Below are 23907 nucleotides of genomic sequence, written 5' to 3'. Positions count from 1 at the left end.
TCGGCGCCGATGCTTGACCTTCCCATCATGGGAATGTTGATACTGGGAACCAATCGCGCGACGAACCGCGCCTTGGGGGAATCCGAATGACTGAATCACTCGCATCCGCGTCGCTGCATACGATCGAACTGGGTGTCGACGGCATGCACTGCGGCGGCTGCACCGGACGGGTGCAGCGGGCGCTGGCCGGCGTGCCAGGCGTCGTCGACGCGACGGTCGACCTGGAGCGGCAGGCGGCAACGATTACCGCTCGCGAGCCGGTGGAGCCGGCGCGGCTCGTCGATGCCGTCGGCGCCGCGGGTTATCGCGCGACCGTGCGCGAGGCCGTGACGGGAAGCGATGCGACGGCGGCGCAGGCGGAGCACGAGGCGTCGCCTAGGGCGGCGGCGACGGTCTTGCTCGACATTGACGGGATGACGTGTGCGTCGTGTGTATCGCGTGTCGAAAAGGCGTTGGCGAAGGTGCCGGGCGTCACGCGGGCGTCGGTCAATCTCGCAACCGAGCGCGCCACCGTTGAAGCGTCGGCCGACGTTTCGGCTGCGCGGCTCGTCGAAGCAGTCGAACAGGCGGGCTATGGGGCGACGCCTATCGAATCGGCTCCGGCGGTCGCGACGTCCGCACCGGTCGACCATAAAGCTGCGCACAGCGTCGAACTCGACATTGACGGGATGACCTGCGCGTCTTGCGTATCGCGTGTCGAAAAAGCGTTGGCGAAGGTGCCAGGCGTCACGCACGCTTCGGTCAATCTCGCAACCGAGCGCGCCACCGTTGAAGCGTCCGCCGACGTTTCCGCCGCGCAGCTCGTCGAGGCGGTCGAACAGGCGGGCTATCAGGCGACGCCCGTCGAATCGGCTCCATCGCCCGCACGCTCGACCTCCGCGGAGCGCGAAGCCACGCACAGCATCGACCTCGACATCGGCGGCATGACCTGCGCGTCCTGCGTATCGCGCGTCGAAAAGGCGCTGGAGAAAGTGCCGGGTGTCACGCATGCGTCGGTCAATCTCGCGACCGAACGTGCGTCGGTCCGCGCCGCCGGCCCGCTCGACGTCGACGCACTGATCGCGGCCGTCACGACCGCCGGCTACCGCGCGACACCCGCGCCAGCGCCCTCACCCGCAGCCGACGCGAACGCCGCCGCTTCGTCCGCCCCCGCCGCACCCGACCGCGACGCGCGCAAGCGTCAGGAAGCGCTGCGCGAGCGCAATCTCGTGATCGCGTCGGCCGTGCTGAGCGCGCCGCTCGTCGCGCCGATGCTCGCCGCGCCGCTCGGCATCGACGCGATGCTGCCCGGCTGGCTGCAGCTCGTCCTCGCATCGATCGTCCAGTTCGGCTTCGGCGCGCGCTTCTACCGCGCCGCATGGCATGCGGTGAAGGCGCGCGCCGGCAACATGGACCTGCTGGTCGCGCTCGGCACGTCGGCTGCATACGGGCTGAGCCTGTGGATGCTGCTGCGCGATCCCGCGCATCCGGGCCATCTGTATTTCGAGGCGTCCGCCGTCATCGTCACGCTCGTGCGCTTCGGCAAGTGGCTCGAAGCGCGCGCGAAGCGTCAGACGACCGATGCGATCCGCGCGCTCAACGCGCTGCGGCCCGACCGCGCGCGCATCGTCGACAACGGTGTCGAGCGCGACGTGCCGCTCGCGCAGGTGCGCGTCGGCACGATCGTCAGCGTGCGGCCGGGCGAGCGCCTGCCGGTCGACGGGCGCGTCGTGTCGGGCCGCTCGCATGTCGACGAGTCGCTGATCACAGGCGAAAGCCTGCCCGTCCCGAAGGACGACGGCGACGCCGTCACGGCCGGCTCGATCAACGGCGAAGGCGCGCTCGTCGTCGAGACGACCGCGATCGGCGCCGAAACGACGCTCGCGCGCATCATCCGTCTCGTCGAATCCGCGCAGGCGGAAAAGGCGCCGATCCAGCGCCTCGTCGATCGTGTCAGTGCCGTGTTCGTGCCGGCGATCCTCGGCATCGCGGTGCTGACGCTCGTCGGCTGGCTGCTCGCCGGCGCCGGCGCGGAAACCGCGATCCTCAACGCCGTTGCCGTGCTCGTCATCGCGTGCCCGTGCGCGCTCGGCCTCGCGACGCCCGCCGCGATCATGGCCGGCACCGGTGTCGCCGCGCGGCACGGCGTGCTGATCAAGGACGCGCAGGCGCTCGAACTCGCGCAGCGCGCGACCGTGATCGCATTCGACAAGACCGGCACGCTGACCGAAGGCAAGCCGTCCGTCACGGCTTTCGACGCGGTCGACCTGCCGCGCGACGACGCGCTCGCGCTCGCGGCGGCCGTGCAGCGGCACAGCGACCATCCGCTCGCGCGCGCAGTCGTCGCCGCGTATGACGCGCAGCGCAACGCGCAGGCCGCGCCCGTCGCGACGGACGCACGCGCGGTGGCCGGACGCGGCGTCGAAGCGCGTGTCGACGGCCGACTGCTCGCGCTCGGCAGCACGCGCTGGCGCGACGAGCTCGGCATCGTCGTGCCGCCCGCGCTCGACGCGCGCGCGGCCGAGCTCGAGCGCGCGGGCAATACGATTTCGTGGTTGATGCACGCCGACGCGCCGCGCGCGGCGATCGCGCTGATCGCGTTCGGCGATACCGTGAAGCCCGGCGCGCGCGACGCGATCGCCGCGCTCGCCGACCGGCACGTCGCGAGCGTGCTCGTCACCGGCGACAACCGCGGCAGCGCGGCGGCCGTTGCCGCGGCGCTCGGCATCGATGAAGTGCATGCGCAGGTGCTGCCGGACGACAAGGCGCGCGTCGTCGCGTCGCTTAAGCGCGAGCACGGCGGCGTGGTCGCGATGGTCGGCGACGGAATCAACGATGCGCCCGCGCTGGCCGCAGCGGACGTCGGGATCGCGATGGCGACCGGCACCGACGTCGCGATGCATACGGCCGGCATCACGCTGATGCGCGGCGACCCGGCGCTCGTCGCCGACGCGATCGACATCTCGAAACGGACGTACCGGAAGATTCAGCAGAACCTGTTCTGGGCCTTCGTGTACAACCTGATCGGCGTGCCGCTCGCGGCGCTCGGCTGGCTGAATCCCGTGATTGCGGGCGCGGCGATGGCGTTCTCGAGCGTCAGCGTCGTGACCAACGCGTTGCTGCTGCGGAGATGGAAAGGACGCGCGCGGTGATGCGGCGAGGGATGGCCGCGCGCAAGCGGGCGCCGGCACGCGCAATCGAGCGCAGCGTATCGGACCGCGAAGCGCGTGCCCGAATCGCCGCGGCTAGCTCGACACGACGGGCTTGATCAGCGTCGTCGTGATCGGCACGAAGCCGCGCGCGCGATAGAGCGCGCGCGCCGCGACGTTGTGATTGAACACCGAGAGCCCGATTTCGGTCACGCCGTAGCGGCGCGCCTCGGCCTCGAGCGCGTCGAGCACGCGCGTCGCCCAGCGCTGGCGGCGCCGCGACGGCACGATGTCGAGATCGTAGATGAACAGCGTGCGATGCGGCCCTTCGGTCACGATCGCATACCAGAGGTCGCCGACCGTCTCGCCGCTCGTCGAATCGACGAGCGAGACGAGCGTCTGGCCGGGCGTCGACAGGCCGTCCGGCAGCAACGTATCGAAGCAGCGCTGCGCACGCGGCGCGGCGTCGTCGGTCGTGTTCTGGCCGGAGGCAACGAGATCGCGCGCGTAGCCTTCGATCGCACGCGCGCGGTAGGCGCGGAATTCGCCGGCCGTCATCGGCCGCATCTGCAGCATCGCGCGTTCGTCCGTGTGAGGAATCGAACTCCCAGTGTAGCGGGCGCATCGCGCCGGCGCAGCGCACGGCAGCGGCATGCAGACGCGGCGAGCGCCGCGAATCAATGCATCAGTCGATCAGCGACGGTACAGGCACAGCGGCGCGTGCGAGCGGCGCACGCGATCGGCTTCCGCACGACGGGCCACGTACGAATATTCCGCGTCGAGCGGGAGGTGCGGCGAAACGAACAGATCGTCGATCTTTTGCAGCAGCGCGAAGATGAAGCTCATGTGAGACTCCTGACAGATAGGCTAGGGTTTTCCCTTAGATGTTTCGTATTCTAAGGGTTTTCCCTAGACTCCGCCAGCGCGCGCAGCAGTTTGCCGCACCTTTGTATCGCGGCGTGCACGGGTCGCTGCGGCCGATTCGTTGCGTGGCGCGGCTCTCTAGATAGGGTCGGAAGAGTCAGCGCGCGCGGCGAACGCGTTTCGCGGCCGTGTCACGCGACACCGCGCGCTGCAGCCGATCGACCTGCGACAGCAGCGCTTCGTGATGCTCCTGCAGCGTCATCACGCTCGCCTGTTGCGTCGACAGGTCGGCCGCCAGCCGGTCGATCCGCAGTTGCTGCGCGGCCGCGTCCTGTTTCAGGTGGGCGATCTGGCGCGTTTGCATGATCAGCGCGACGAGCGTCGCCAGCACGACGATCGCCAGCGCGAGCAACAGGCGATTCACGCGGCGCTTTTCGCGATCGGCCGAATGCGTGAGCCGCGTCACGTCGGCCTGCAGCGCGGCGAGCCGGTCGGACGAGACGAGTCCGCGCGCATCGGGCGCCGCGGGCGACGTGTCGATCGACGGTTTCGTCACGAAGGTCGCTGCGGACGCCGGTGTCGCGGAACCGTCCGCGGGTCGCTCGACGCTTGAGCGCTTGTCCGATGCCGACTGCGAGTCGGCCGGTGCCGTCGCGGCGACCGTCGCCGTCGGCTCCTCGGGTACATCGTCCTTCGCGCGCCGCGCCGATGCCGAAGCCGCGCGGCCGGCCTTCGGTGCGGATGGCTCCGAGCGGCGGCGAGGGGCGGGCGTGGCGCGCGTCGCGGCGGCCGCGATTTCGGCGCGCTGCGTGGATGGAGTGGCGTCGGCTACGACCGACGCTGCCGCGACGCCCGCTTCCGCGATTGCTTCGGCTACAGGCACATCGTCTACCACTGATGCCGGATTGCGATGCGCCGATTCGTGCACATCGCCGAGGGGCGCGGCGTTATCGGAATCAGACGCGCTTTCGTCGTTGCGCGCGGCGGCGTCGGGCACGCGTGTCGCGGCGACGTCTGATGCCGCAACGTCGTCCAGCGCGCGCGTACCGGCATGTGCCGCCGGCGCGTCGACATCGCGATTCGCTGCGGCCTCGTTTGCGCCCGCTTCAGCGGCCGGTATCGGTTCGGTCGTTTTCGCGACCGTCTCATTCGGAGCGACACCATCACTGAAGTGCACGGCGGTCGTCTGCGCGTCTGCGGTCATGCCGTCGCGGTCTTCGTCGTGCACAGCTGCGATCGTCGGCGCAATCGCCTCACCCGCTCCCGCGACCGTCGCGACCGGCGCTTCCGCCTCAAATCCATCGAGCGTCGCCTGCCGCGCGCTGTCGCCTTCCGAGTCGCCGCCGCGTTCCGGCGCCGATGCGCTCACACGTACATCGTCGTCGCGACTCGACGGACCCGAAGCCGACCCATCGTCATGCGGCGCGAGCACCGGATCGCCGAACAGGTCGAGCGTGCGTTCGTCGCGCGCCGCATCGCCGGCTGCCGCGCGCTCCGGCTGCGCAGCAGCCGCCGTCACGCTGCGTGCGGCCGCAGCCGAACGCTCACGCGCGCGTGTCGAAGAACGGTCGGAACGGGAACGAGAGCGCGGCGTGATAACGGATTCGGTCATGGCAATCGGATAGCGAGGCCCGCGCGCGCGGACCCGGATGTCGAACGGAATCGGTGGCCGGCCATTGTCGCACGACCTGTCACTTATTCATCGCCCGACGCGCCCTGCCCGTCGTCGAACCGCGTCACCCCCGGCAGCGCGCGCAGCTTGTCGCAGATCGCGCGGAATTCGAGATCCGACACGCGCGCCAGTGCGATCCGCACGTCGTCGTGTTCGCCGGTCTCGTCCGCGCGCTGCACGATGAACTGCTTCACGCGCGCGCTATCGGGGCCGAGCGCCGCATGCAGCGAATCGAAGGTCAGCGTGCCGCCCAGCACCGTCAGCGCGAGCTGGCGCCGCTGCCGCACCGTGAAGTAGCGCCGCTCGAGCGGCTTGAGGCCGGCCAGAATGATCAGGATGATGATCGTCGCGGCAATCGCCCCGACGTACAGCCCGCCGCCGACCGCGAGCCCCACCGCCGCGACCGACCACAGGCTCGCGGCCGTCGTCAGCCCGCGCACGATCTCGCCGCGCAGCAGGATCGAGCCCGCGCCGAGAAAGCCGATCCCCGACACGACCTGTGCGGCCATCCGCGACGGATCGAGTTCGATATGCTCGCGGCCGAGCACGTCCGCGAAGCCGAACGCCGACACGATCATGATCAGCGCCGAGCCGACGCACACGAGCATGTGCGTACGCAGCCCCGCCGCCCACGACAGCCGTTCGCGCTCGAAGCCGATCACGCTGCCGAGTGCCGCGGCAAGCACGAGCCGCATCACGAGTTCAAGGTTGCCTAGCATCGTATTTATCTCCTTTTTATGGTGCCGGCCGCGCGGAATGTTTTATCCTTGGGCCCGGTCGCGCCGATTCGGGCCGCGCCGACACGAATCGATCCCAGCGCACAACCCCGCCATGTCCGTTTCCGACTCCGCATCCGCCCAGGCCGCCCAGTTGCGCCACCACTTCGCGCACGTCGTCTTGCCGATCTGGCGAGGTTCAGGGTTCGACCATACATTACGTTTGCCGTTCGAGGCGGTCGATCCGGCCACGCATGCGCCGCTGCCCGTCACGCGCTATCGCGCGATGGCCTGCGCGCGGCAGTTGTTCGTGTTCGCCCAGGCCGGCGATGCCGCGCACGCGGCCGTGCTGTTCGACACGCTGCGCAGCCGCTTCCGCGACGCGCAGCACGGCGGCTGGTTCTACAGCGTCGATGCGCACGGCGCACCGCTCGACACGACGAAGGATCTGTACACGCACGCGTTCGTCGTCTTCGCGTGCGCCGCGTGGTATGCGGCATCGGGCGACGGCGACGCGCGCACGGTTGCCGAGGAGACGGCCGCGCTGATTCAGGACCGCTTTGCGCCGCAGCCGGGCGACGCGCTGCTCGATGCCGCGCGCGCGGCCGACTTTTCGTCGTCGGGCAGCGGCGCGCTGCAGAATCCGCTGATGCATCTGACCGAAGCGTGGCTCGCGGCCGCCGACGCGTTCGGCGATACCGCATTCGACGATGCGCTCGCACGCACTGCGGCGGCCGTCGAGCGCACGTTCGTCGATCCGGCGACCGGCTGCGTCGCCGAACTGCCGCTCGGCGCGGCCGACAACCGCTTCGAGCCCGGCCATCAGTTCGAATGGTTTTATCTGGTCGATGCGGCCGGCGCACGGCTCGCGCAAACGACGCTCCCCGAGGCGCTCACGCGCGCGTTCGCGTTCGCGGAACGACACGGCGTCGATCCGCAGACGGGCGGCGTCTGCGCGGCGCTCGACGCGCAAGGCACGTGCATCGACGGCACGCAGCGGATCTGGGCGCAGACCGAATATCTGCGCGCGCTGGCGACGCACGGCGGCACGCCGGCGTCCGCGCCGCTCGCGACGCAGATCGCGCGTTTCGCCGCGCGCTTCCTGCATCCGCGCGGCTGGTTCGAGTGCAAGACGGCCGACGGCCAGGTGTCGCGCGCCGACATGCCGTCGACGACGCCGTACCACCTCGCGACCGCTTACGCGGCGCTGCCGACCGGCGCGTAACGCGGCTCGGCGGCCGACGTCGCGACACGCGGCGCATACGCCCCGCGCGCGTCGCCGAGCTCGAAGACCGACACCGCGCGCATCAGCTGCGCGGTCTGCTCGTTCAGCGACGCCGCAGCCGCGGCGACTTCCTCGACGAGCGCGGCGTTCTGCTGCGTCAGCTGATCCATCTGCGTGACGGCCTGATTCACCTGCTCGATGCCGGACGTCTGCTCGACCGACGCGGCCGTGATCTCGGACATCGTCTGCACGACGCGCGTAATCGACTCCGACACGGTGCGCATCGCGTCACCCGCGCGTTCGACGAGTTCCGCGCCGCCGTTGATCTGCGCGACCGATTCCTCGATCAGCGCCTTGATCTCCTTCGCGGACTGCGCGCTGCGCTGCGCGAGCGAGCGCACTTCGCCGGCGACGACCGCGAACCCGCGGCCCTGCTCGCCCGCGCGCGCCGCCTCGACCGCCGCATTGAGCGCGAGGATGTTGGTCTGGAACGCGATGCCGTCGATCACCGAAATGATCTCCGCGATCCGGCCCGAACTTTGCGCGATGCCGCGCATGCGCTCGATCACGCTGTCGACCACGCCGCCGCCGTGGCTCGTCGCCTCGAGCGCCGCGTCGGCCAGCGCACTCGCGGCCCGCGCGCTGTCGGTGTTCTGCCGGACCGTCGCGGTCAGCTCTTCCATGCTCGCGGCGGTTTCCTCGAGCGACGCGGCCTGCGTGCCGGTACGCGCGGACAAGTCCGCGTTGCCGCCCGCGATTTCGCCCGCGCCGACGTGAATCGCGTCGGACGCCTGCCGCACCGTGCGTACGGTATCGGCGATGCTGGCCTGCATTGCCGCGAGGCCGCGCAGCATCCGGTCGATTTCGAACACGCCGCGCGCACGCACCGCTTCGTCGAGACGGCCCTGCGCGATCCGCTCGAAGTGCCGGCCCGCCTCGTCGAGCGGCGCGACGACCGCACGCCGCGCGGCCGCGTAGATCGCCGCGCTGGTCGCGAGCATCGCGATCAGCAGCACGATGCCGACCCACTTGAACCACTGCATGCCGCCGTCGATCGTGTCGAGCGCGGTGCGGCTCGACGCGGCGCCGTAGTCGGCGAAACGGCGCAGTTCGGCGACGTACGCGTCCTGGAAGCGTTGCGTCGGCTGATCGAGGAAGGCCTGGATATTGTCGGCGTCGAGAAACTGCACGAGTTCCCCGAGCGCGCCGCGCAGCGCGCGATAACGCTCGACGAGCGCCGCGACGCGCGCGCGGTTCGCCTCGTCGACGGGCTGCGCGGACGTCAGCACGGCAAACGCCTTGTCCGCTTCGACGAGCGAGTCGCTGGCATGGCGAATGATGTCGTCGGGCTTCGGGCCGCCGCGCACCATCCGCGTGCCGGCGCGCGAGAGGTTCACGCGCGCGTCGAGCAGCCGTTCCGTCGCCTGATTGGCGGAATCGACCTGCGCGATCGCGACGTTCGACAGATCGTCGACGCCGCTGCGCGTCGACGCGAGCGCCCAGAAGCCGAGCGCTTCGATCGCGAACAGAAAGACGCAGAACACGGTCAACACGCCGAGCAGACCCGACGCGAGCTTGATTTTTCCGAACATGGAGAATTCCTGGAGAGCGGACGATGGAGCAATGCCCCGGCATTAGCGGCAATTCTTCGGCCGACTTTAGCTACCTTTCAGTCATTCCCATGGAATCGCCCGCGGACGATGCGCCCCACCGCATTCGACGCAATAATCGCGTCGCATCGCGCCGCCGATCGCAAGAAACGCGGACGAATTTCCTTGCTTATCGGCAGCCCCCTTCCTAGAGTTCAGCGCAAGCGGCCACACATTGCGAGGAAAGTCGATGACCGACATCGTGGACCACGCGCGCGGCGCATTGCGCGCGCAACCGTTCAGCATGCTGCTCGGCACGGAGCTGATGCATATCGGCGACAACGAAGTGTCGCTGTGTCTCGCCGTGCGCGACGAACTGCGGCAGCAGCACGGTTTCGTGCACGGCGGCGTCATTAGCTATCTCGCCGACAACGCGCTCACGTTCGCGGGCGCGCTCGCGCTGGGCCCGCGCGTCGTCACCGGCGAATACAAGATCAACTATCTGCGGCCGGCCGTGAACGGCACGCTGGTCGCGCGCGCGAAGCTCGTCTATGCGGGGCGGCACCAGGCGACCTGCCAGTGTCACGTGTTCGTCATCGACGGCGATCACGAACGGCTCGTCGCGATCGCGCAAGGCACGATCAATCGCGTCGGCGACGGCAAGAATCCGGGCGCGCCGCAGGAAACTGCGTAAGCGCGGTGCGGGCCGCGCGTCGGCTCTCGTGCGGCGCGGCATGCGGCGGCGCGATCGTCGGCAGGGCGCGGCGCGTCACGCCGTCTCGCCGTCACGCCGGACCGCGCGTCGCCTCACGCGGAATCGTCGTTCAACGGCATGAACCGCGGCGCCACGCGCGCGCGCAGATTACCGTCGCGATCGGTGCGATAAAGGCCGCGCGCGACGTTGTGCGGATGGTCGGCCGCGTCGGCGACGCTCAGCACCGGCGCGAAGCACGCGTCGGTCCCTTCGAGCAGCGCGCGCCAATGCGCAGACGGATGCTGCGCGAATACCTCGGCGAAACGCGCCTTCAGCGCGGGCCAGCGCGTGCGATCGTACTGCGAGGCGGGATCGACGTCGGTCAGGCCGAGCCGTTCGATCAGCAGCGCATAGAACGGCGGTTCGAGCGCGCCGATCGTCACGCATCCCCCGTCGGCGCAGCGATACACGTCGTAGAACGGCGCGTCGTGGAACAGGCTCGGCTGCGCGCCGTCGAGCTGGCCGTTGGCGCGCGCCCATAGCGCGAGCGTGCCGAGCATCGACACGATGTCGACGATCGCGCCGTCGACGACGCGGCCGGGCCCGCCCGCGCGCACGTCGAACAGCGCGCAGACGATGCCGAACGCGAGGCCGAGCGCGCCGCCCGCATCGCCGACGACGGTCGGCGGCAGGCCCGGCCGGCCGTCGCAAGGCGCGGACAGCGACAGCATCCCGGTGAGCGCGACATAGTTCAGATCGTGTCCGGCAGCCGACGCGAGCGGGCCGTGCTGGCCCCAGCCGGTCATCCGCGCGTAGACGAGCTTCGGATTGCGGCGCGCGCAGGCGTCGGGGCCGAGGCCGAGGCGCTCCATCGCGCCGGGGCGCAGCCCCTCGATCAGCGCATCGGCGTGCGCGACGAGGTCCAGTGCCTCCTCGCGGCCGGCGGCGGACTTCAGGTCGAGTTCGACGATCGTCTTGCCTTCGCGCAGCAGATCGCCGTCGCGGCTGCGCAAGGCGTCGGGCGCGCTCGAACGGCCGGCGGGACGCGCGACCAGCGTGATGCGCGCGCCCATGCCGGCGAGCATCCATCCGGCGAGCGGGCCGGGGCCGAGGCCTTCGAATTCGACGACATGGACGCCGGAAAGCGGTGCGTCAAGCGACATGCGGTTCTCCCGTCTTCGCGGCCGGTCGGCGTGGACGCTTCAACATCTGCGCCGAACCCGTGCGTCGCGGTCGATCGACATTCGCGCTCGCACGCCGCTCAAACAAAAAAGGGTCGGAGTCAAGCGTTTAGTGAAACCAACCGGATGGCTGGAAGTCTATATGGGACGCGGGGTTAGCTCTACTTTGGGCCGCTTTGCGGGGCTGCGGCGTTGTGGGCTAGGAGCCACATAAGAGCGTCGCGGTAGAGAGCCGGAGCGTGCTGCATCGGGGAGCGATTGCCAGCAGACGGCGGGCTTGCTTCGTCAGCATAGCCCAATCGGCCACCGTCCTCCAGAACGACGAACGCGCAGCCTTGGGCTGCGCGTTCGAGGGATGGCCGACAAAGGGAAGCGGTATCGTCAGCTTGGCTTCGGCGGCGCGGCTTTGCCCGCGCCTCCCTTCCTGAATCCCCGATCCCCAGCCATGAACGCCTCCAGCATGTGCGGGATCAGCGTCAGGGCATCGACCGCCTCGCCATACGCCTGCGCGTGCAGCGCGGCGTAGTGGTCGAGGTCGGCTTTCAGGCTTACCGGGCAGGCAAAGGTCAGTTTCGTGGATTCCGTTTTCGGGAGCGGCCCGAGCCGGAGCTTGCGCGTCGTCATCGTGAAGTCCCCTTGTTGAAGAACAACGGCTGGTAGGGCCGCAGCACCAGATCGCGGTTGGCGATGATGCGAACCGGCAGACCCGGCCGTTCGGTCAGCGTCGGCTGGATGTTCATGTTGCGCCGGGTCATCTCCTGGCCGACCTGATTGATGCTGTCCTGCGCGTCGTCGCGCCCGGCGATGATGATGCGATCACCGTCCTGGCGGTTCTCGGGCGCCGCCAGTTCGGCCCCCACGCCCAGCAGCGTGGTAAGCGCTGCGCCGGCAAAGATCCGATCCCAATGCCAATCGACACCATCCTCCAGGCCGGCATAGCCTGCCGGGTCGGTGCCGACCAAGTTGTCGAGCGTGAGCGAAGACGTGTCGGGCAGGATGATCCGATTCCACACCACCTGCACGCGGCTCTGCCCGTAGCTGACCTGACTGTTGTAGCGGCCCAGGATGCGCGAACCCTGCGGGATCAGCAGAAAGCGCCCGGTGGCCGTGTCATAGACCGGCTCGGTCACCGTGGCGATCACGTCGCCCGGCAAATCCGACTTGATGCCCGTCACCAGCGCCCCGGCGATGACCGTCCCGGCCATGACCTGATACGGCGAAGCCGGCAGGGTCAGGTTGCCGGAATTACGGGTTTCCGTGGTTCCGGTTTTCTGGAACGCCTCTTTCTGGTCTTGCCGGTTCTGCACCGCCGTAGGGTCAGTAGGCTGCGCCGCCGTCGAGGCTGGCCCGGCAGCCATCGGGTCGAACGCCGCATTGGCCGCGGAGCCCGGCGCGGCCGCGGCCTGCGACTGCGCCACCGGCGCGGCCTTCTGCGTGCCTGAGCGGAAGAACACCGACGAAGCCGCAGCTGCTTCGGCCTCTTTGCGCAGCGCGTCGTTGGGGTCGTGGGCAGGGGCCGCATAGGCGGCCGTCACCGGCTGCTGCGACTTGACGATGGCCGGTCCAAGATCACCCGGCAGCGGCGGCCCCAGTTCGGGCACCTTGGGCGGCAAGGCCGGCGGCAGCTTGGAGTAGTCCGCCGGCAGCGCGTCCAGACCTTCGGACTTGGAGACACGATCGACGTTGTAAAGCTCGGTCTGCTCGTTGGCCCCGCGCCGCTGCGGTTGCAGCGACCACATCAGCGCGCCGAGCACGGCGACCGACAGGCCGCCGGCGAGGATGGCCAGCGTGCGCCGGTTCAGGCGCGTGACCGGGCGCGGCTGGGCGCGTAGCGCCACCGCCTCGGGCGCGATCTTGCCCGCCGCCTGCGGCGCGGCGAGGTCGGGAGTGTCGTCCTGGCTCATTGTCAGTTCCTCCGCGCTGCGCCCACAGCCCCGTCGGTGCGCTCGATCCGCACCACGTCACCACCATCGCCACCCAGGCGCAGTTCGGCCGCACCAAAGAGTCGATCCACGATGTAGTACGGCGAACGGAAACGGTAATTGACCAGTTGCCCGTCACCCTGCGCGCCGATGACGAACAGCGGCGGCAGTTCGCCTTGCGCGATGCCCGGCGGGAACTGGATGTAGACCTTCTCGCCATCATCGAAGGCCCGCTGCGGCTTCCACGGCGGATTGCTGCCGCTGATCGTGTAGCGGAAGCGGATCTTCTCCAACGCCAGGCCGGTATCGACCGGCGCGGCTGTCTGTGCAGCCTGCGCCTGGCGCTGCAAGGCCAGCATCCGGTCTTTCGGGTAGTCCCATGACACCGAGGCCATCCATGCCTTCTCGGTCGAAGTCAGTTCCAGCAGGTACGTCCGCCGGCTGGTGGTGATGACCAGATTGGTTTTCAGGCCCGAACGGGTGGGCTTGACTAGCACATTGACGCGCAACGCCTCGCCGCTGCCGCTGGACGTGTCGCCGACGATCCAGCGCACGGTATCGCCAGCGGCGACCGTCACCAGTTCCTCGCCAGGCTGGAGCGAAACCACGGTGACGCGCCCCGGTGCCGCATAGACCTGATACAACGCGCCGTCGCTATACGGCCACACCTGAATCGCGTTGACGTAGCCCTCGCGGGTCGGCGCGATGCGCGCCTCGGCATTGGCGCGCGAGACGCGCATCTTCTCGTCGGCCGGCTCCGGCGCGGTCGCTGCCTCGTCCAGCTTCGGCAGCGGCTTCAACTGCGCCGGCAGCGCCAGTGGCTCGGGCACGGCGACGACTTCGACCGGCTTGGGCGGTTCGGGCAGCGGCTGCGCCTGCACTGGCTCATCGAGCGAGATGGTCGGCGGTGGCTTGCCTTGCGAGGCGCAACCCGACAGAGCTGCGAACATCAGCACGAAAGCGTAAAAGCGGAAAGGCAGGTTCATGGCTTGGCTCCTTCGGAAGCATCCAGTTCGCGGCTCCACGACAGGCCGTTGACGTAGATCCCCAGTGGGTTCTTGCGCAGGCGCTGTTCGGTGCGCGGGGTTTGCAGAACGGTAGAAAGCACGGCATTCCAGCGTTCGGTGCCAGCGGGTGCGCCATTGACGAACCGCTGTTCCGTCCAGCGGACGTTGAACGAGGCGTCGCTGGCGCGCGTGACGCTGGTGATCTGTACCGTCACCGATTCGCGGCCGACGCGGGCGAACGGATCGTTCTTGCTCGCGTAGTCGTTGAGCACGGCCGCGCCCCGGTCGGTGGTGTAGTCATAGGCATCGAGCCAGTTCTGCCGCACGACGATGGGGTCGATGGACAGCGAACGCACCAGCGTCACGAAGCGCGCCAGGTGATGCGCGATCTGCGCATCGGCGGGCAGGTATGGCGTGGCCGCCTCGCCCACGGTACGCACCTGGCCGGATTGATCGACTTCGATGACGTAGGGCGTCACGATGGACTGCGCCGAGCGCCACACCAGGCCGCCGGCCATCAGCAAGGCCAGCACCAGGCAGCCGAAGGCCATCAGCCGCCAGTTCTTCGCCTGCACGCGAGCCGAGCCGATACGCTCGTCCCACACCTGGGCGGCGGCTTGATACGGAGTGGCAGGCTGCGGCGTATCGGCATAGCGCACCTGCGGTCGTTTGAATCGCATGGTCAGTTCTCCTTGTGAATCGCTTCAGTCGTCGGAGCCGCGCAGGCTCGGGCCTTGCCCGGAGCCGCCGCCATCGCCGCCGCGCAACGTGTGTGCGGCAGTGGTCGCGGCATGGGTGATCTGCTGGCGGCGGTGCATCCGCTTGGCCCATGCGGGCTGCGCTTGCTTCTGCGAGCTGGCGGTGCCGTCTGCGGCTGCCTGGCCGGCGCCAGCCGCACCGGACGCAGCGTCGCCACCGGCCTCTGTACCGTTCAATCCAGCGCGGAAAGAGCCGGTCATCTTCTGCGCTGCGCCGGACGCGCCAGATGCGGCGCTGCGCCCGGCAGACTGCGCGCCGGTCTTGGCGACATTGCCCAAGCCGGCCATCGCACCCTTGGCGCCGCCGCCCGCAGCGGCGGAACCCTCTTGGAATGCCGATTTTGCGCCGCCGGCGACCGACGTGGCGGCACGCGCACCGGCGCCGGCCAGCTTCGCGGCCGCCGGCGCCATGCGTGCCCCGGCCATGACCGCACCGCCCACGCCGGTCGCGGCGGCACCGATGGCAACGGCTGTGCCGGCGGCACCGACAGCGGCACCCGCCATCGCGCCGGCGCCAAGCTGCGGCGCACCAGACACCAGGCCGGTTGCGATGCCCGGCCCATAGATGCCCAGCGCCAGCAGCGCGAGCGAGGCCAGCATCACGACAAGGGCGTGATCGATGGAGGGTTCGTCGGGGTGAACCTGGAACTCCGCGAACAGGCCCGAACCGATGCCGACGATGACAGCCAGCACCAAGACCTTGATGCCCGACGACACCACGTTGCCGAGTACCTTTTCGGCGAGAAACGAGGTCTTGTTCCACAGCGCGAACGGCACCAGCACGAAGCCCGCGAGCGTGGTCAGCTTGAACTCGATCAGCGTGATGAAAAGCTGGATCGCCAGCACGAAGAAACACAGGATCACGGTGAGCCAGGCGAGGAACATCACCACGATGGGGTCGATATTCACGAAGACTTCGGGGAAGCCCGCCATGTTGCCGATCTGCTCCAGAATCGGCGCGCCGGCGTCGATACCGGTCTTGGCTAGCCGCCCTGGTTGCAGAAAGTTCTCCATCGTCATGGTCGAGCCGGTGGCCGTCAGGCCCAGTCCAGCAAACGAGCGGAAGACGATGCTGGCCAGCCAGTTGAAGTTGCCGATGATGTAGGCGAAGGCACCGACGTAGAGCACCTTACGCAGCAGCTTGGCGATCACGTCCTCGCCCTGGCCAGTGGCCTGGCTCATGGCCCAATACAGGCCCGCGATGGTCATGTCGATGACGATCAGCGTAGCCGTCAGGAACGCCACTTCGCCTTGCAGCAGGCCGAACCCGGAGTCGATGTAGCGGGAGAACGTATCGAGGAAACGGTCGATGATGGTCACGTCGTTCATGGCGCGTCCTCTCCAAGGGGTTCATCGAAGCTCGCCGGAATCGGCGGCAGTTCGGCCAGCGTCCGGTATTCGTCCGGCCCGGCCTGACCGGAGAAGAAGCGCCGCCGGAACGCTTCGGCGGCAGCGCGGCAGTCGTCTTCGTCCACGGCCTGCCGGTCGTCCGCGCACTGCGCACGCAACGCCTTGAGCCGCACTGGGTCTGCGGTCAAGGCGTCGGCCAAGTTCTCGGCTGGCTGCTGGCCGCACGCGGTCAGCAGCAGGGCCAGCAGCGAAACCGACAGGACGGAAGCGCATCGCATGGCCGCCTCCGTCAGTTGTTGTAGAAATTGACGGACTGCGGCGTGTACGGCGTGCCGCTGCCGAGGAAGCGCCGCCGCACTTCGCGGGCGCGCTCGGTCGCCGCCGCCTGCCGCGCCAGTTCCAGCGAGGCCGCCCGGTCTTGCGTGATCTGGAGCTGCTGGGACTGGATCGACTGCTTGGCCTGCAAGGCCAGAAGCTGGTTGGTCGCCTGCTGCGCCTGCAGGGCGCCGGTGGCCGACTGGCTTTGGCTCACGAGGTCGGCCAGCGCGCTTTCGTCTTGGGCCAGGTTCTGCGACACCTGTGCCTGCATCCGCATCGCGGTATGCAAGCCATCGAGCGTGTTCTTCCAGCGTTCGCGGGCGTCCTGCGCCATGCGGTCGCCGCTAATGGTCGCGGCGTACTGCTCCGGGTACAGACGGGCAAACGTGGCATCCATGCTCTGCACGTCGTAGGCCAGTCCCTGCGCCTCGGCGATCAGGCGTTCGGTGGTGGCGAGCGTGGAGCGCAGGCGGTTGACGATGTTGAAATCGAGGCTCGCCAGATTGCGGGCCTGGTTTATCAACATCTGCGCCTCGTTTTGCAGTTGATTGATCTGGTTGTTGATCTGCTCCATCGTGCGAATGGCGGTCAGCGTGTTCTGCACGAGGTTGGTCGGATCAACGACAACCCACTGCGCCTGCGCAGCGGGCATGACACCGATCAACGCAGCAACAGTGAGAGTGAGAAGGCGAATCTTCATGGCGAAATCTCCAGCGGTTTAGAAGCAAGGAAAGAAGTCGCCGCCGGTGAGGACGGCAGCAGGTCGGCGGCCCAGTCGAGGCCGCGATGGCGCAGCCACGCGCCGGCGAAGCCGGGAGCGCCGGCCTGCGTCAGTACGCGGTCCATGTCGCGTTGGTCTTGCGGTGTGGAAGCGCCCGCGAAGGCGAGCGCCGCCGGCCCCAGGTCGAGGTCGAACAGGCGATTGCCGAGGCGCGATTGGTAGTAGTAGTCACGCTTGGGCTGGGCGGTAGCGACGATTTCGATTTGCCGGCTGTTGAGGCCGAAGCCCTCGTAGATCGTGCGAATCTGCGGCTCGGTCGCCTGCGGATTGGGGAGAAAGATCCGACTCGGGCAGCTCTCGATGATTGCGGGCGCAATGCTCGAATCCTTGATGTCCGCCAAACTCTGCGTGGCGAAGATCACCGACACGTTTTTCTTGCGCAGCGTCTTCAGCCATTGGCGAATGCGCGCGGCGAAGGAAGGCTCATCGAGGAACAGCCACGCCTCATCCAGAACCAGCAGCGTGGGCGCACCGTCGAACCGCTCATCGAAACGGGCGAACAGGTAGCGCAGCACCGCTTGCACGGCGGCGGGGCTGTGCATCAGTTCTTCCATCTCGAAGCCTTGCACGTCACCGAAGCCGAGACGATCGGTGTCCGCGTCCAGCAGCTTGCCGTGCGCGCCACCGAGCACATAGGGCGCGAGTGCCTGCCGTAGCGCGTTCGATTGCAGCAGCACCGAGAACCCGGTCAACGTGCGCTGCTCGACCGGAGCACCGGCCAAGCTGCCCAGCGCCGACCAGATGACCGCCTTCTCGTCCGGGCCGACCGTCACGCCCTCATGCAGCAGACGGCCTTCCACCCATTCCCCCGCCCAGGAGCGATAGCTTTCCCGGTCGATCCGCGCGAGCGGCTGGAAGGCAATGCCGCCATCGGCACCCAAGTCGTAGTGCTCGCCGCCCAGGCCCAGGATGGTGGCGCGCATCGAGCGGCCCATATCAAAGGCGAACACGCGTGAGCCGCGATAGCGGCGGAATTGCTGCACCAGAATGGCAAGCAACACCGACTTGCCCATGCCGGTCGGGCCGGCCACCAGCGTGTGGCCTACATCGCCGATGTGCGTCACCAGCCGGAACGGCGTGGCGCCATCGGTGCGGGTGACGATCAACGGCGGGCCGTCGAGGTGGTCGTTCTTCTCCGGCCCGGCCCACACCGCCGACAGCGGCATCATGTGCGCCAGGTTAAGCGTCGAGACGATGGGCTGGCGCACGTTGGCGTAAGCGTTGCCGGGGATGGACGACAGCCACGCATCGACGGCGTTGAGGGTTTCGGGGATGGTCACGAAACCCCGGCCCTGGATGACGCGCTCCACCATGCGCAGCTTTTCGTCGGCCGCGGCCGGATCGGCATCGAGCACCGTCACCGTGGCAGTGAAGTGACCGAAGGCCACCTGATCGCTGCCCAGCTCCTGCATCGCTGCGTCCGCGTCGGCCGCCTTGTTGCTGGCGTCGGTATCGACCAACGGGCTTTCCTGCTGGAAGATGGTTTCGCGCAGCAGCGCCACCACGTTCTTGCGCTTGGCGAACCACTGGCGGCGCAGGCGGCCCAGCTCTTTTCCCGCTTCGGCTTTGTCCAGGCAGAGAAAGCGCGTGCTCCAGCGGTAGGCGAAGCCCAGGCGGTTGAGATCGTCCAGAATCCCCGGCCAGGTCGAAGTCGGAAAGCCCCGCACCGACACCACGCGCAGGTGCTGGTCGCCCAGCGTCGGCGCAAGGCCGCCGACCAGCGCGGAGTCGGCCAGCAGCGCGTCGATGTGGAACGGCACCTCCGGCACGGCTACCGGATAGCGCCGCGTGGACACCGTGGCGTACAGGTAGGTCAGCGTCTGGGCGTCATCGAGCCAGGCGATCTCCGGCATCACGCCATCGAGCAAATCGAAGACGCGATCGGTTTCCGCCACGAAGGCATCGAGCCGGCCGCGCCAGTCCACGCCGTCGCCGGGCGCGTTCTCGTAGAGCAGCTTGGCCGCGCGGGCGCGCGATTCCTCCGGCGGCAGGTAAGCTAATGTCAGGTGATAGCCGCTCTCGAAGTGATGCCCCGATTCCTCGAAGGCCGCGCGGCGTTCCTCGTCCACGAGCCAGGACAGCGGTTCGGGAAAGTCGGAGTGTGGGTAGTCCGCCGCCGGCCGGCGCTCGGCCTCAATGAACAAGGCCCAGCCCGAACCCAGCCGGCGCAGCGCGTTGTTGAGCCGCGCCGAAGTGGCGATCAGTTCGCCTTGCGTGGCACTGTCCAGATCCGGCCCGCGAAAGCGCGCCGTGCGCTGGAATGAACCGTCCTTGTTCAAGACGATGCCCGGCGCGACCAAGCCGGCCCACGGAAGCCAGTCGGCCAGCAGCGCGGGCCGCTGGCGGTATTCGGCAAGATTCAGCATGGCGGCGTCCCCTATACGTCCAGCAGCGGCTTGTGCTTGATGTGCCGAGCGAAGACCTGCATGAACTGCGGATCGACACGCGCGCCCCAGACCGCCAGCGAATGGCCGACGATCCAGAGCACCGCACCGGGAATCCACAGTTGCAGACCCAGCCCGACGGCGGCAGCCAGCGTGCCGTTGGCGATCGCCACGGTGCGCGGCGCACCGCCCAGCAGGATCGGCTCGGTCAGCGAGCGATGCAGCGGGATCTCGAATCCGGACGCGAAGCCCGGCGCTCCTTCGTTGGCGGCGCTCATACGACGGCCCCGCCGGAGAAGCTGAAGAACGACAGGAAGAACGAGGACGCGGCGAACGCGATGGACAGGCCGAACACGATCTGGATCAGCTTGCGAAAGCCCCCGCTGGTGTCGCCGAACGCCAACGCCAGTCCGGTGGAAATGATGATGATCACCGCCACGATCCGGGCCACTGGCCCCTGGATCGATTCGAGGATGGAGGTCAGCGGACCTTCCCACGGCATGCTGGAACCGGCGGCCTGCGCCGTGCCGGCCAGCAGCAACATCAGTGCGGCCAGCAGCAGTCCCTGTGCGGCAGGGCGAGCCAGGAGGCGCAGTCTTGCGAGACTGGGATGCGGATTTACGGAAAGACGGAAAGCATCAACGTGCGTCATGGCAGTTCTCCAAGTGGTCAGGGGACGGGGAAGAAATCGGCGGCAACTCGGGAAACGGCGTTTCCAGCACATCCGCCAGGTGGTAGCCCACGCCGTCGAAACCGACGACACGGGCAATGCTCTCGACGTGGCGCTTGCGGCCACGGCCAGCGATGTAGATCACGACGTTGACCGCCTCGGCGATCAGCGCGCGCGGCGGGTTCACGGCCACTTCGAGAATCAGTTGCTCCACGCGCAGCAGCGCGCCCAACGCGGAACTCGCGTGGATCGTGGCAAGGCCGCCAGGATGGCCGGTGCCCCAGACCTTGATGAGATCCAGTGCCTCGCCGCCGCGCACCTCGCCGACGATCACGCGATCCGGGCGCAGGCGCATCGTGGCGCGCACCAGCTCCTGCATCGACACGACGCCGGCCCGCGTGCGCAGCGGCACGTGGTCGCGGGCCGCGCATTGCAGCTCGATGGTGTCTTCGAGCACCAGCACGCGGTCGCCCGTGGCAGCGATCTCGGCCAGCAGCGCGTTGGCGAGCGTGGTCTTGCCAGTACTGGTGCCGCCGGCGATCAGGATGTTCTGGCGCTCGCGCACGGCGCGGCGCAGGAAGTCCGCCTGGCCGGCAGTCAGGATGCCGTCGGCCACATAGCGATTCAGGCCGATGATGCTCACGGCCCGCTTGCGCAGCGCGAACGCCGGCCCTGGCGCTGCCGGCGGCAAGATGCCCTCGAAGCGTTCGCCCGTCTCGGGCAATTCGGCGGTCAAGAGCGGCTGGCCGCGATGCACCTCCGCGCCGACGTGCGCGGCCACCAGGCGAATGATGCGTTCGCCGTCGGCCTCGGGCAGCTCCACGCCCAGCGGCGCGCGGCCAGACGACAAGCGATCCACCCATAGGGTGCGATCAGGGTTGAGCATGATTTCCACCACGTCCGGGTCTTCGAGCGCGGCGGCGATCAGCGGCCCCATTGCCGTGCGCAGCATCTGGATGCGGCGATCCTGTGAAGTAGTGGCCGACGAGCGTGGTTCGGGCGGAATCTGTGGAACGGCGCTCATGAGGCACGCTCCGCAGCACGTTCATGGGCTCCGGCCAGCGCCGCCGCGTCATCCATGCGCACGGTGTCCGGGTGCAGTTCTTCCACCACGTCGCGCACCAGACTGCGGCCGCGCAGCAGGTGCCTGCCGAGCTGTTCGATGAACTGCTCGAAACGCGCCTTGCCCTGGGCACGGGCCGCGTCCTGATGGGCCTCGGGCACCGGCGTGCTGACGGTCAGGAAGTAGCGGATGAACAGCGCAAGCGTTTCGATCTGGATGTTCTGGTCGCGCTCCAGGCGTTCGGCCTGCCGCGACAGGCGATCCAGCCGCTTGGCAATGGCGGCCTCGCGCTGGTCGCCCGCGTCCGGCGACAGCCAAGACGCGAGCGCCGCCGCCACGATGCTGGATTTCGAGACGCCTTTCTTGGCGGCGAGTTCTTCCAGCCGCTTGGCGTGCTCGTGTTGGATGAACAGGTTGAGGCGGTATTGGCTCATAGGTCGATTCCGTCGTTGGGGTCGAGAGAGGCCAGCCGCGCCGTGCGCTGCATGGCCGGGTCAAGCTGGCCGGGGAGCGAGGCTAAAGAAGGCAGCGGCAGGTCGTCGTCGTCATCGAGCAGCGCGAGGTCATCGGGCGCATCCAGCTCTGGGTCGTAGGCGACGGATTCGGAGAGTTCGGGTTGGCGGCGCGGGCCGCCGTCGTCGGTGCCGCCCAGCTCATCGGCGGATGCCGTGGCTGATGCGGCGGGCACGGCCGGAATCGCCAGGCCGCTCCAGTCGTTGGCGCGAGCCGGTGGCACGTCGGCGAACTGCCCAGCCGCCAGCGCGGGTGGTGGCAGCACGCGCTGCTTGAAATTGGCGTCGGCGTAGTAGCGCAGCTTCTTGGCCTTGATCGGCGCCACGCTGGACACCATCACCACGGATTCATCGGGCGGGAGCTGCATCACTTCGCCCGGCGTCAGCAGCGGGCGGGCCGTCTCCTGCCGCGACACCATGAGATGCCCGAGCCACGGCGCGAGCCGGTGGCCGGCGTAGTTGCGCTGCGCGCGCAGCTCGGTCGCGGTGCCGAGCGTTTCCGAAATGCGCTTGGCGGTGCGTTCGTCGTTGGTGGCGAACGTCACCCGGACATGGCAGTTGTCCAGAATCGAATGGTTCTGGCCGTAAGCTTTGTCGATCTGATTGAGCGACTGCGCGATGAGGAAACTGCGGATGCCATAGCCGGCCATGAAGGCAAGCGCCGTCTCGAAGAAGTCGAGCCGACCCAGCGCCGGGAACTCATCGAGCATCAGCAACAGCTTGTGGCGGCGTTCGATGCCGTCGCTGCCATCGAGCGATTCGGTGAGGCGTCGCCCGATCTGGTTCAAGATGAGCCGGATCAACGGCTTGGTGCGGCTGATGTCCGAAGGTGGCACCACCAGGTACAGCGAAACGGGATGCTCGGACGCAATCAGGTCGGCGATGCGCCAGTCGCAGCGTGACGTGACCTCGGCCACCGTGGGGTCGCGGTACAAGCCCAAGAAGCTCATCGCGGTGGAGAGCACACCCGACCGCTCGTTGTCCGACTTGTTGAGCACTTCACGCGCGGCGGATGCGACAACCGGGTGCGGTGCATCGCCCAAGTGCGTCGTCGTCATCATCCGATGCAGCGTCAGCTCGAACGGGCACGCAGGATCGGAGAGGAAGTTGGCGACGCCGCGCAGCGTCTTGTCTTCGCCAGCGTAGAGCACATGCAGGATGGCGCCGACCAGCAGCGCGTGCGAAGTCTTCTCCCAGTGATTGCGCCTCTCCAGCGCCCCTTCGGGATCGACCAGAATGTCCGCGATGTTCTGCACGTCGCGCACTTCATGCGCGCCGCGCCGCACTTCCAGCAGCGGGTTGTAGGCCGCTGAACTTGCGTCCGTCGGATTGAACAGCAGGCAATGCGAGAAGCGCGAGCGCCAGCCGGCGGTGATCTGCCAGTTCTCGCCTTTGATGTCGTGGATCACTGCCGATGCAGGCCATGACAGCAAGGTCGGCACCACCAGGCCCACGCCTTTGCCCGAGCGCGTGGGCGCGAAGGTCAGGACGTGTTCCGGGCCTTCATGGCGCAGGTACTGGCCGTCATGCAGACCGAGAAATACGCCGGCAGACTGCACCAGCCCGGCCTTGCGAATGTCGGCGGTGTTGGCCCAACGTGCCGAGCCATAGGTCGTGACCAGGCGCGATTGCCTAGAGCGCCACACCGACATGGCGATGGCAACCACGACGGCGACCAGGCCGCTGCCGCCCGCAATGGCGCCGCCTATGTCGAAGACGTGCGGCGCGTAGGCATCGAAGAAGAACCACCACTCGAACAGCCGCCAGGGGTGATAGACCGGCGTACCGAAGAAGTCGAACCAGGGCGAGCCAAGGCGTAGTTGGTAGGCCAGAGCGGCGGCTGTCCATTGCGTAGCACTCCACACACCGGCGATCACGATGCTGAAAACAACTGCGATCTGTCCGAACAGCACACCCTGAGCTTGCATTGACTGGCCTCCAATTTCCTCTGCGGTGATTCCTCGTTCACACGTGGCACAAGGACGTGCCGCATGACGCGAGAATCGGTGCTGGGTCGGTGCCGGTCAAAGACCGTTATCGGGAGAAAGGTCTAGAAAAAAGAAAGAATTCGCG

22 protein-coding genes are annotated in these 23907 nt (G+C 68.2%); 3 read left to right on the top strand and 19 right to left on the bottom strand.

Features of this window, described 5'->3' with window-relative positions; genetic code table 11:
• Positions 1–86: 86 nt before the first annotated feature.
• On the top strand, positions 87–3131 hold the full coding sequence (locus ACSHSS_RS17070; RefSeq protein ID WP_445545249.1) for a heavy metal translocating P-type ATPase: 3045 nt from the start codon (positions 87–89) through the stop codon (positions 3129–3131).
• A gap of 93 nt (positions 3132–3224) precedes the next feature.
• On the opposite strand, the gene ACSHSS_RS17065 is transcribed toward ACSHSS_RS17070, so the two are convergent.
• The 4 genes from ACSHSS_RS17065 to ACSHSS_RS17050 all read right to left on the bottom strand — a co-directional run bounded on the left by ACSHSS_RS17065 (position 3225) and on the right by ACSHSS_RS17050 (position 6383).
• Complete coding sequence (locus ACSHSS_RS17065; RefSeq protein ID WP_445545248.1) at positions 3225–3704, bottom strand: GNAT family N-acetyltransferase; 480 nt, start codon at positions 3702–3704, stop codon at positions 3225–3227.
• A 117-nt stretch (positions 3705–3821) separates the two neighbouring features.
• On the bottom strand, positions 3822–3974 hold the full coding sequence (locus ACSHSS_RS17060) for a hypothetical protein (protein WP_006397347.1): 153 nt from the start codon (positions 3972–3974) through the stop codon (positions 3822–3824).
• A 175-nt stretch (positions 3975–4149) separates the two neighbouring features.
• Entirely contained in the window at positions 4150–5604 is a 1455-nt protein-coding gene (locus ACSHSS_RS17055) for a hypothetical protein (protein WP_445545247.1), read from the bottom strand.
• 83 nt (positions 5605–5687) lie between these two features.
• Positions 5688–6383 (bottom strand): MgtC/SapB family protein, encoded by a 696-nt coding sequence (locus ACSHSS_RS17050; RefSeq protein WP_006397388.1) that lies wholly within the window; start codon positions 6381–6383, stop codon positions 5688–5690.
• A 112-nt stretch (positions 6384–6495) separates the two neighbouring features.
• Between ACSHSS_RS17050 and ACSHSS_RS17045 the strand changes: the two genes are divergently transcribed.
• Complete coding sequence (locus ACSHSS_RS17045; RefSeq protein ID WP_012468067.1) at positions 6496–7605, top strand: AGE family epimerase/isomerase; 1110 nt, start codon at positions 6496–6498, stop codon at positions 7603–7605.
• Here the strand turns inward: ACSHSS_RS17045 and ACSHSS_RS17040 are convergent.
• Positions 7578–9197 carry a methyl-accepting chemotaxis protein gene (locus ACSHSS_RS17040; RefSeq protein WP_006397390.1) on the bottom strand — a complete coding sequence of 540 codons (1620 nt, stop codon included), beginning with the start codon at positions 9195–9197 and terminating at the stop codon, positions 7578–7580. The genes ACSHSS_RS17045 and ACSHSS_RS17040 overlap by 28 nt on opposite strands.
• A gap of 247 nt (positions 9198–9444) precedes the next feature.
• Here ACSHSS_RS17040 and ACSHSS_RS17035 point away from each other — a divergent pair, with 247 nt between their 5' ends.
• Complete coding sequence (locus tag ACSHSS_RS17035) at positions 9445–9888, top strand: PaaI family thioesterase (protein ID WP_006397391.1); 444 nt, start codon at positions 9445–9447, stop codon at positions 9886–9888.
• Between the two features lie 113 nt (positions 9889–10001).
• On the opposite strand, the gene ACSHSS_RS17030 is transcribed toward ACSHSS_RS17035, so the two are convergent.
• The 14 genes from ACSHSS_RS17030 to ACSHSS_RS16965 form a co-directional block, all read right to left on the bottom strand.
• A complete protein-coding gene (locus tag ACSHSS_RS17030) occupies positions 10002–11051 on the bottom strand; it encodes a CaiB/BaiF CoA transferase family protein (protein ID WP_445545246.1) in 1050 nt (349 codons plus the stop codon).
• Positions 11052–11450: 399 nt separating this feature from the next.
• The gene (locus ACSHSS_RS17025; protein ID WP_006412606.1) at positions 11451–11693 is read right to left on the bottom strand and encodes a DUF2274 domain-containing protein; all 243 of its coding nucleotides are present in this window, start codon (positions 11691–11693) and stop codon (positions 11451–11453) included.
• Complete coding sequence (locus ACSHSS_RS17020) at positions 11690–12973, bottom strand: TrbI/VirB10 family protein (RefSeq protein WP_006412605.1); 1284 nt, start codon at positions 12971–12973, stop codon at positions 11690–11692. The genes ACSHSS_RS17025 and ACSHSS_RS17020 overlap by 4 nt, the downstream gene beginning before the upstream one ends.
• Positions 12974–12975: 2 nt before the next feature.
• The gene (gene trbG, locus ACSHSS_RS17015) at positions 12976–13977 is read right to left on the bottom strand and encodes a P-type conjugative transfer protein TrbG (protein ID WP_006412599.1); all 1002 of its coding nucleotides are present in this window, start codon (positions 13975–13977) and stop codon (positions 12976–12978) included.
• The gene (gene trbF / locus ACSHSS_RS17010) at positions 13974–14678 is read right to left on the bottom strand and encodes a conjugal transfer protein TrbF (RefSeq protein WP_006412604.1); all 705 of its coding nucleotides are present in this window, start codon (positions 14676–14678) and stop codon (positions 13974–13976) included. Before trbF ends, trbG begins: the two co-directional genes overlap by 4 nt.
• A 24-nt stretch (positions 14679–14702) precedes the next feature.
• Positions 14703–16085 (bottom strand): P-type conjugative transfer protein TrbL, encoded by a 1383-nt coding sequence (trbL, locus tag ACSHSS_RS17005; protein ID WP_217037618.1) that lies wholly within the window; start codon positions 16083–16085, stop codon positions 14703–14705.
• Entirely contained in the window at positions 16082–16384 is a 303-nt protein-coding gene (locus ACSHSS_RS17000) for an EexN family lipoprotein (protein ID WP_006414882.1), read from the bottom strand. Before ACSHSS_RS17000 ends, trbL begins: the two co-directional genes overlap by 4 nt.
• An 11-nt stretch (positions 16385–16395) precedes the next feature.
• Complete coding sequence (trbJ, locus tag ACSHSS_RS16995) at positions 16396–17124, bottom strand: P-type conjugative transfer protein TrbJ (protein ID WP_006414869.1); 729 nt, start codon at positions 17122–17124, stop codon at positions 16396–16398.
• Positions 17121–19571 carry a conjugal transfer protein TrbE gene (gene trbE / locus ACSHSS_RS16990; protein WP_006414878.1) on the bottom strand — a complete coding sequence of 817 codons (2451 nt, stop codon included), beginning with the start codon at positions 19569–19571 and terminating at the stop codon, positions 17121–17123. The genes trbJ and trbE overlap by 4 nt, the downstream gene beginning before the upstream one ends.
• Positions 19572–19582: 11 nt before the next feature.
• Positions 19583–19867, bottom strand: coding sequence for a VirB3 family type IV secretion system protein (locus ACSHSS_RS16985; RefSeq protein ID WP_006414873.1), 285 nt, complete (start codon positions 19865–19867; stop codon positions 19583–19585).
• On the bottom strand, positions 19864–20241 hold the full coding sequence (locus tag ACSHSS_RS16980) for a TrbC/VirB2 family protein (RefSeq protein ID WP_006414885.1): 378 nt from the start codon (positions 20239–20241) through the stop codon (positions 19864–19866). The genes ACSHSS_RS16985 and ACSHSS_RS16980 overlap by 4 nt, the downstream gene beginning before the upstream one ends.
• Positions 20228–21283 carry a P-type conjugative transfer ATPase TrbB gene (trbB, locus tag ACSHSS_RS16975; protein WP_006414867.1) on the bottom strand — a complete coding sequence of 352 codons (1056 nt, stop codon included), beginning with the start codon at positions 21281–21283 and terminating at the stop codon, positions 20228–20230. The genes ACSHSS_RS16980 and trbB overlap by 14 nt, the downstream gene beginning before the upstream one ends.
• On the bottom strand, positions 21280–21756 hold the full coding sequence (locus ACSHSS_RS16970; protein WP_006414893.1) for a hypothetical protein: 477 nt from the start codon (positions 21754–21756) through the stop codon (positions 21280–21282). Before ACSHSS_RS16970 ends, trbB begins: the two co-directional genes overlap by 4 nt.
• Positions 21753–23762, bottom strand: coding sequence for a conjugal transfer protein TraG (locus ACSHSS_RS16965; RefSeq protein ID WP_006414886.1), 2010 nt, complete (start codon positions 23760–23762; stop codon positions 21753–21755). The genes ACSHSS_RS16970 and ACSHSS_RS16965 overlap by 4 nt, the downstream gene beginning before the upstream one ends.
• Positions 23763–23907: the final 145 nt, after the last annotated feature.

The organism is Burkholderia sp. BC1 (genome assembly GCF_052683555.1).
The sequence above is the reverse complement of the archived record's forward strand: the minus strand, read 5'-3'. Positions and strand labels throughout refer to the sequence as shown.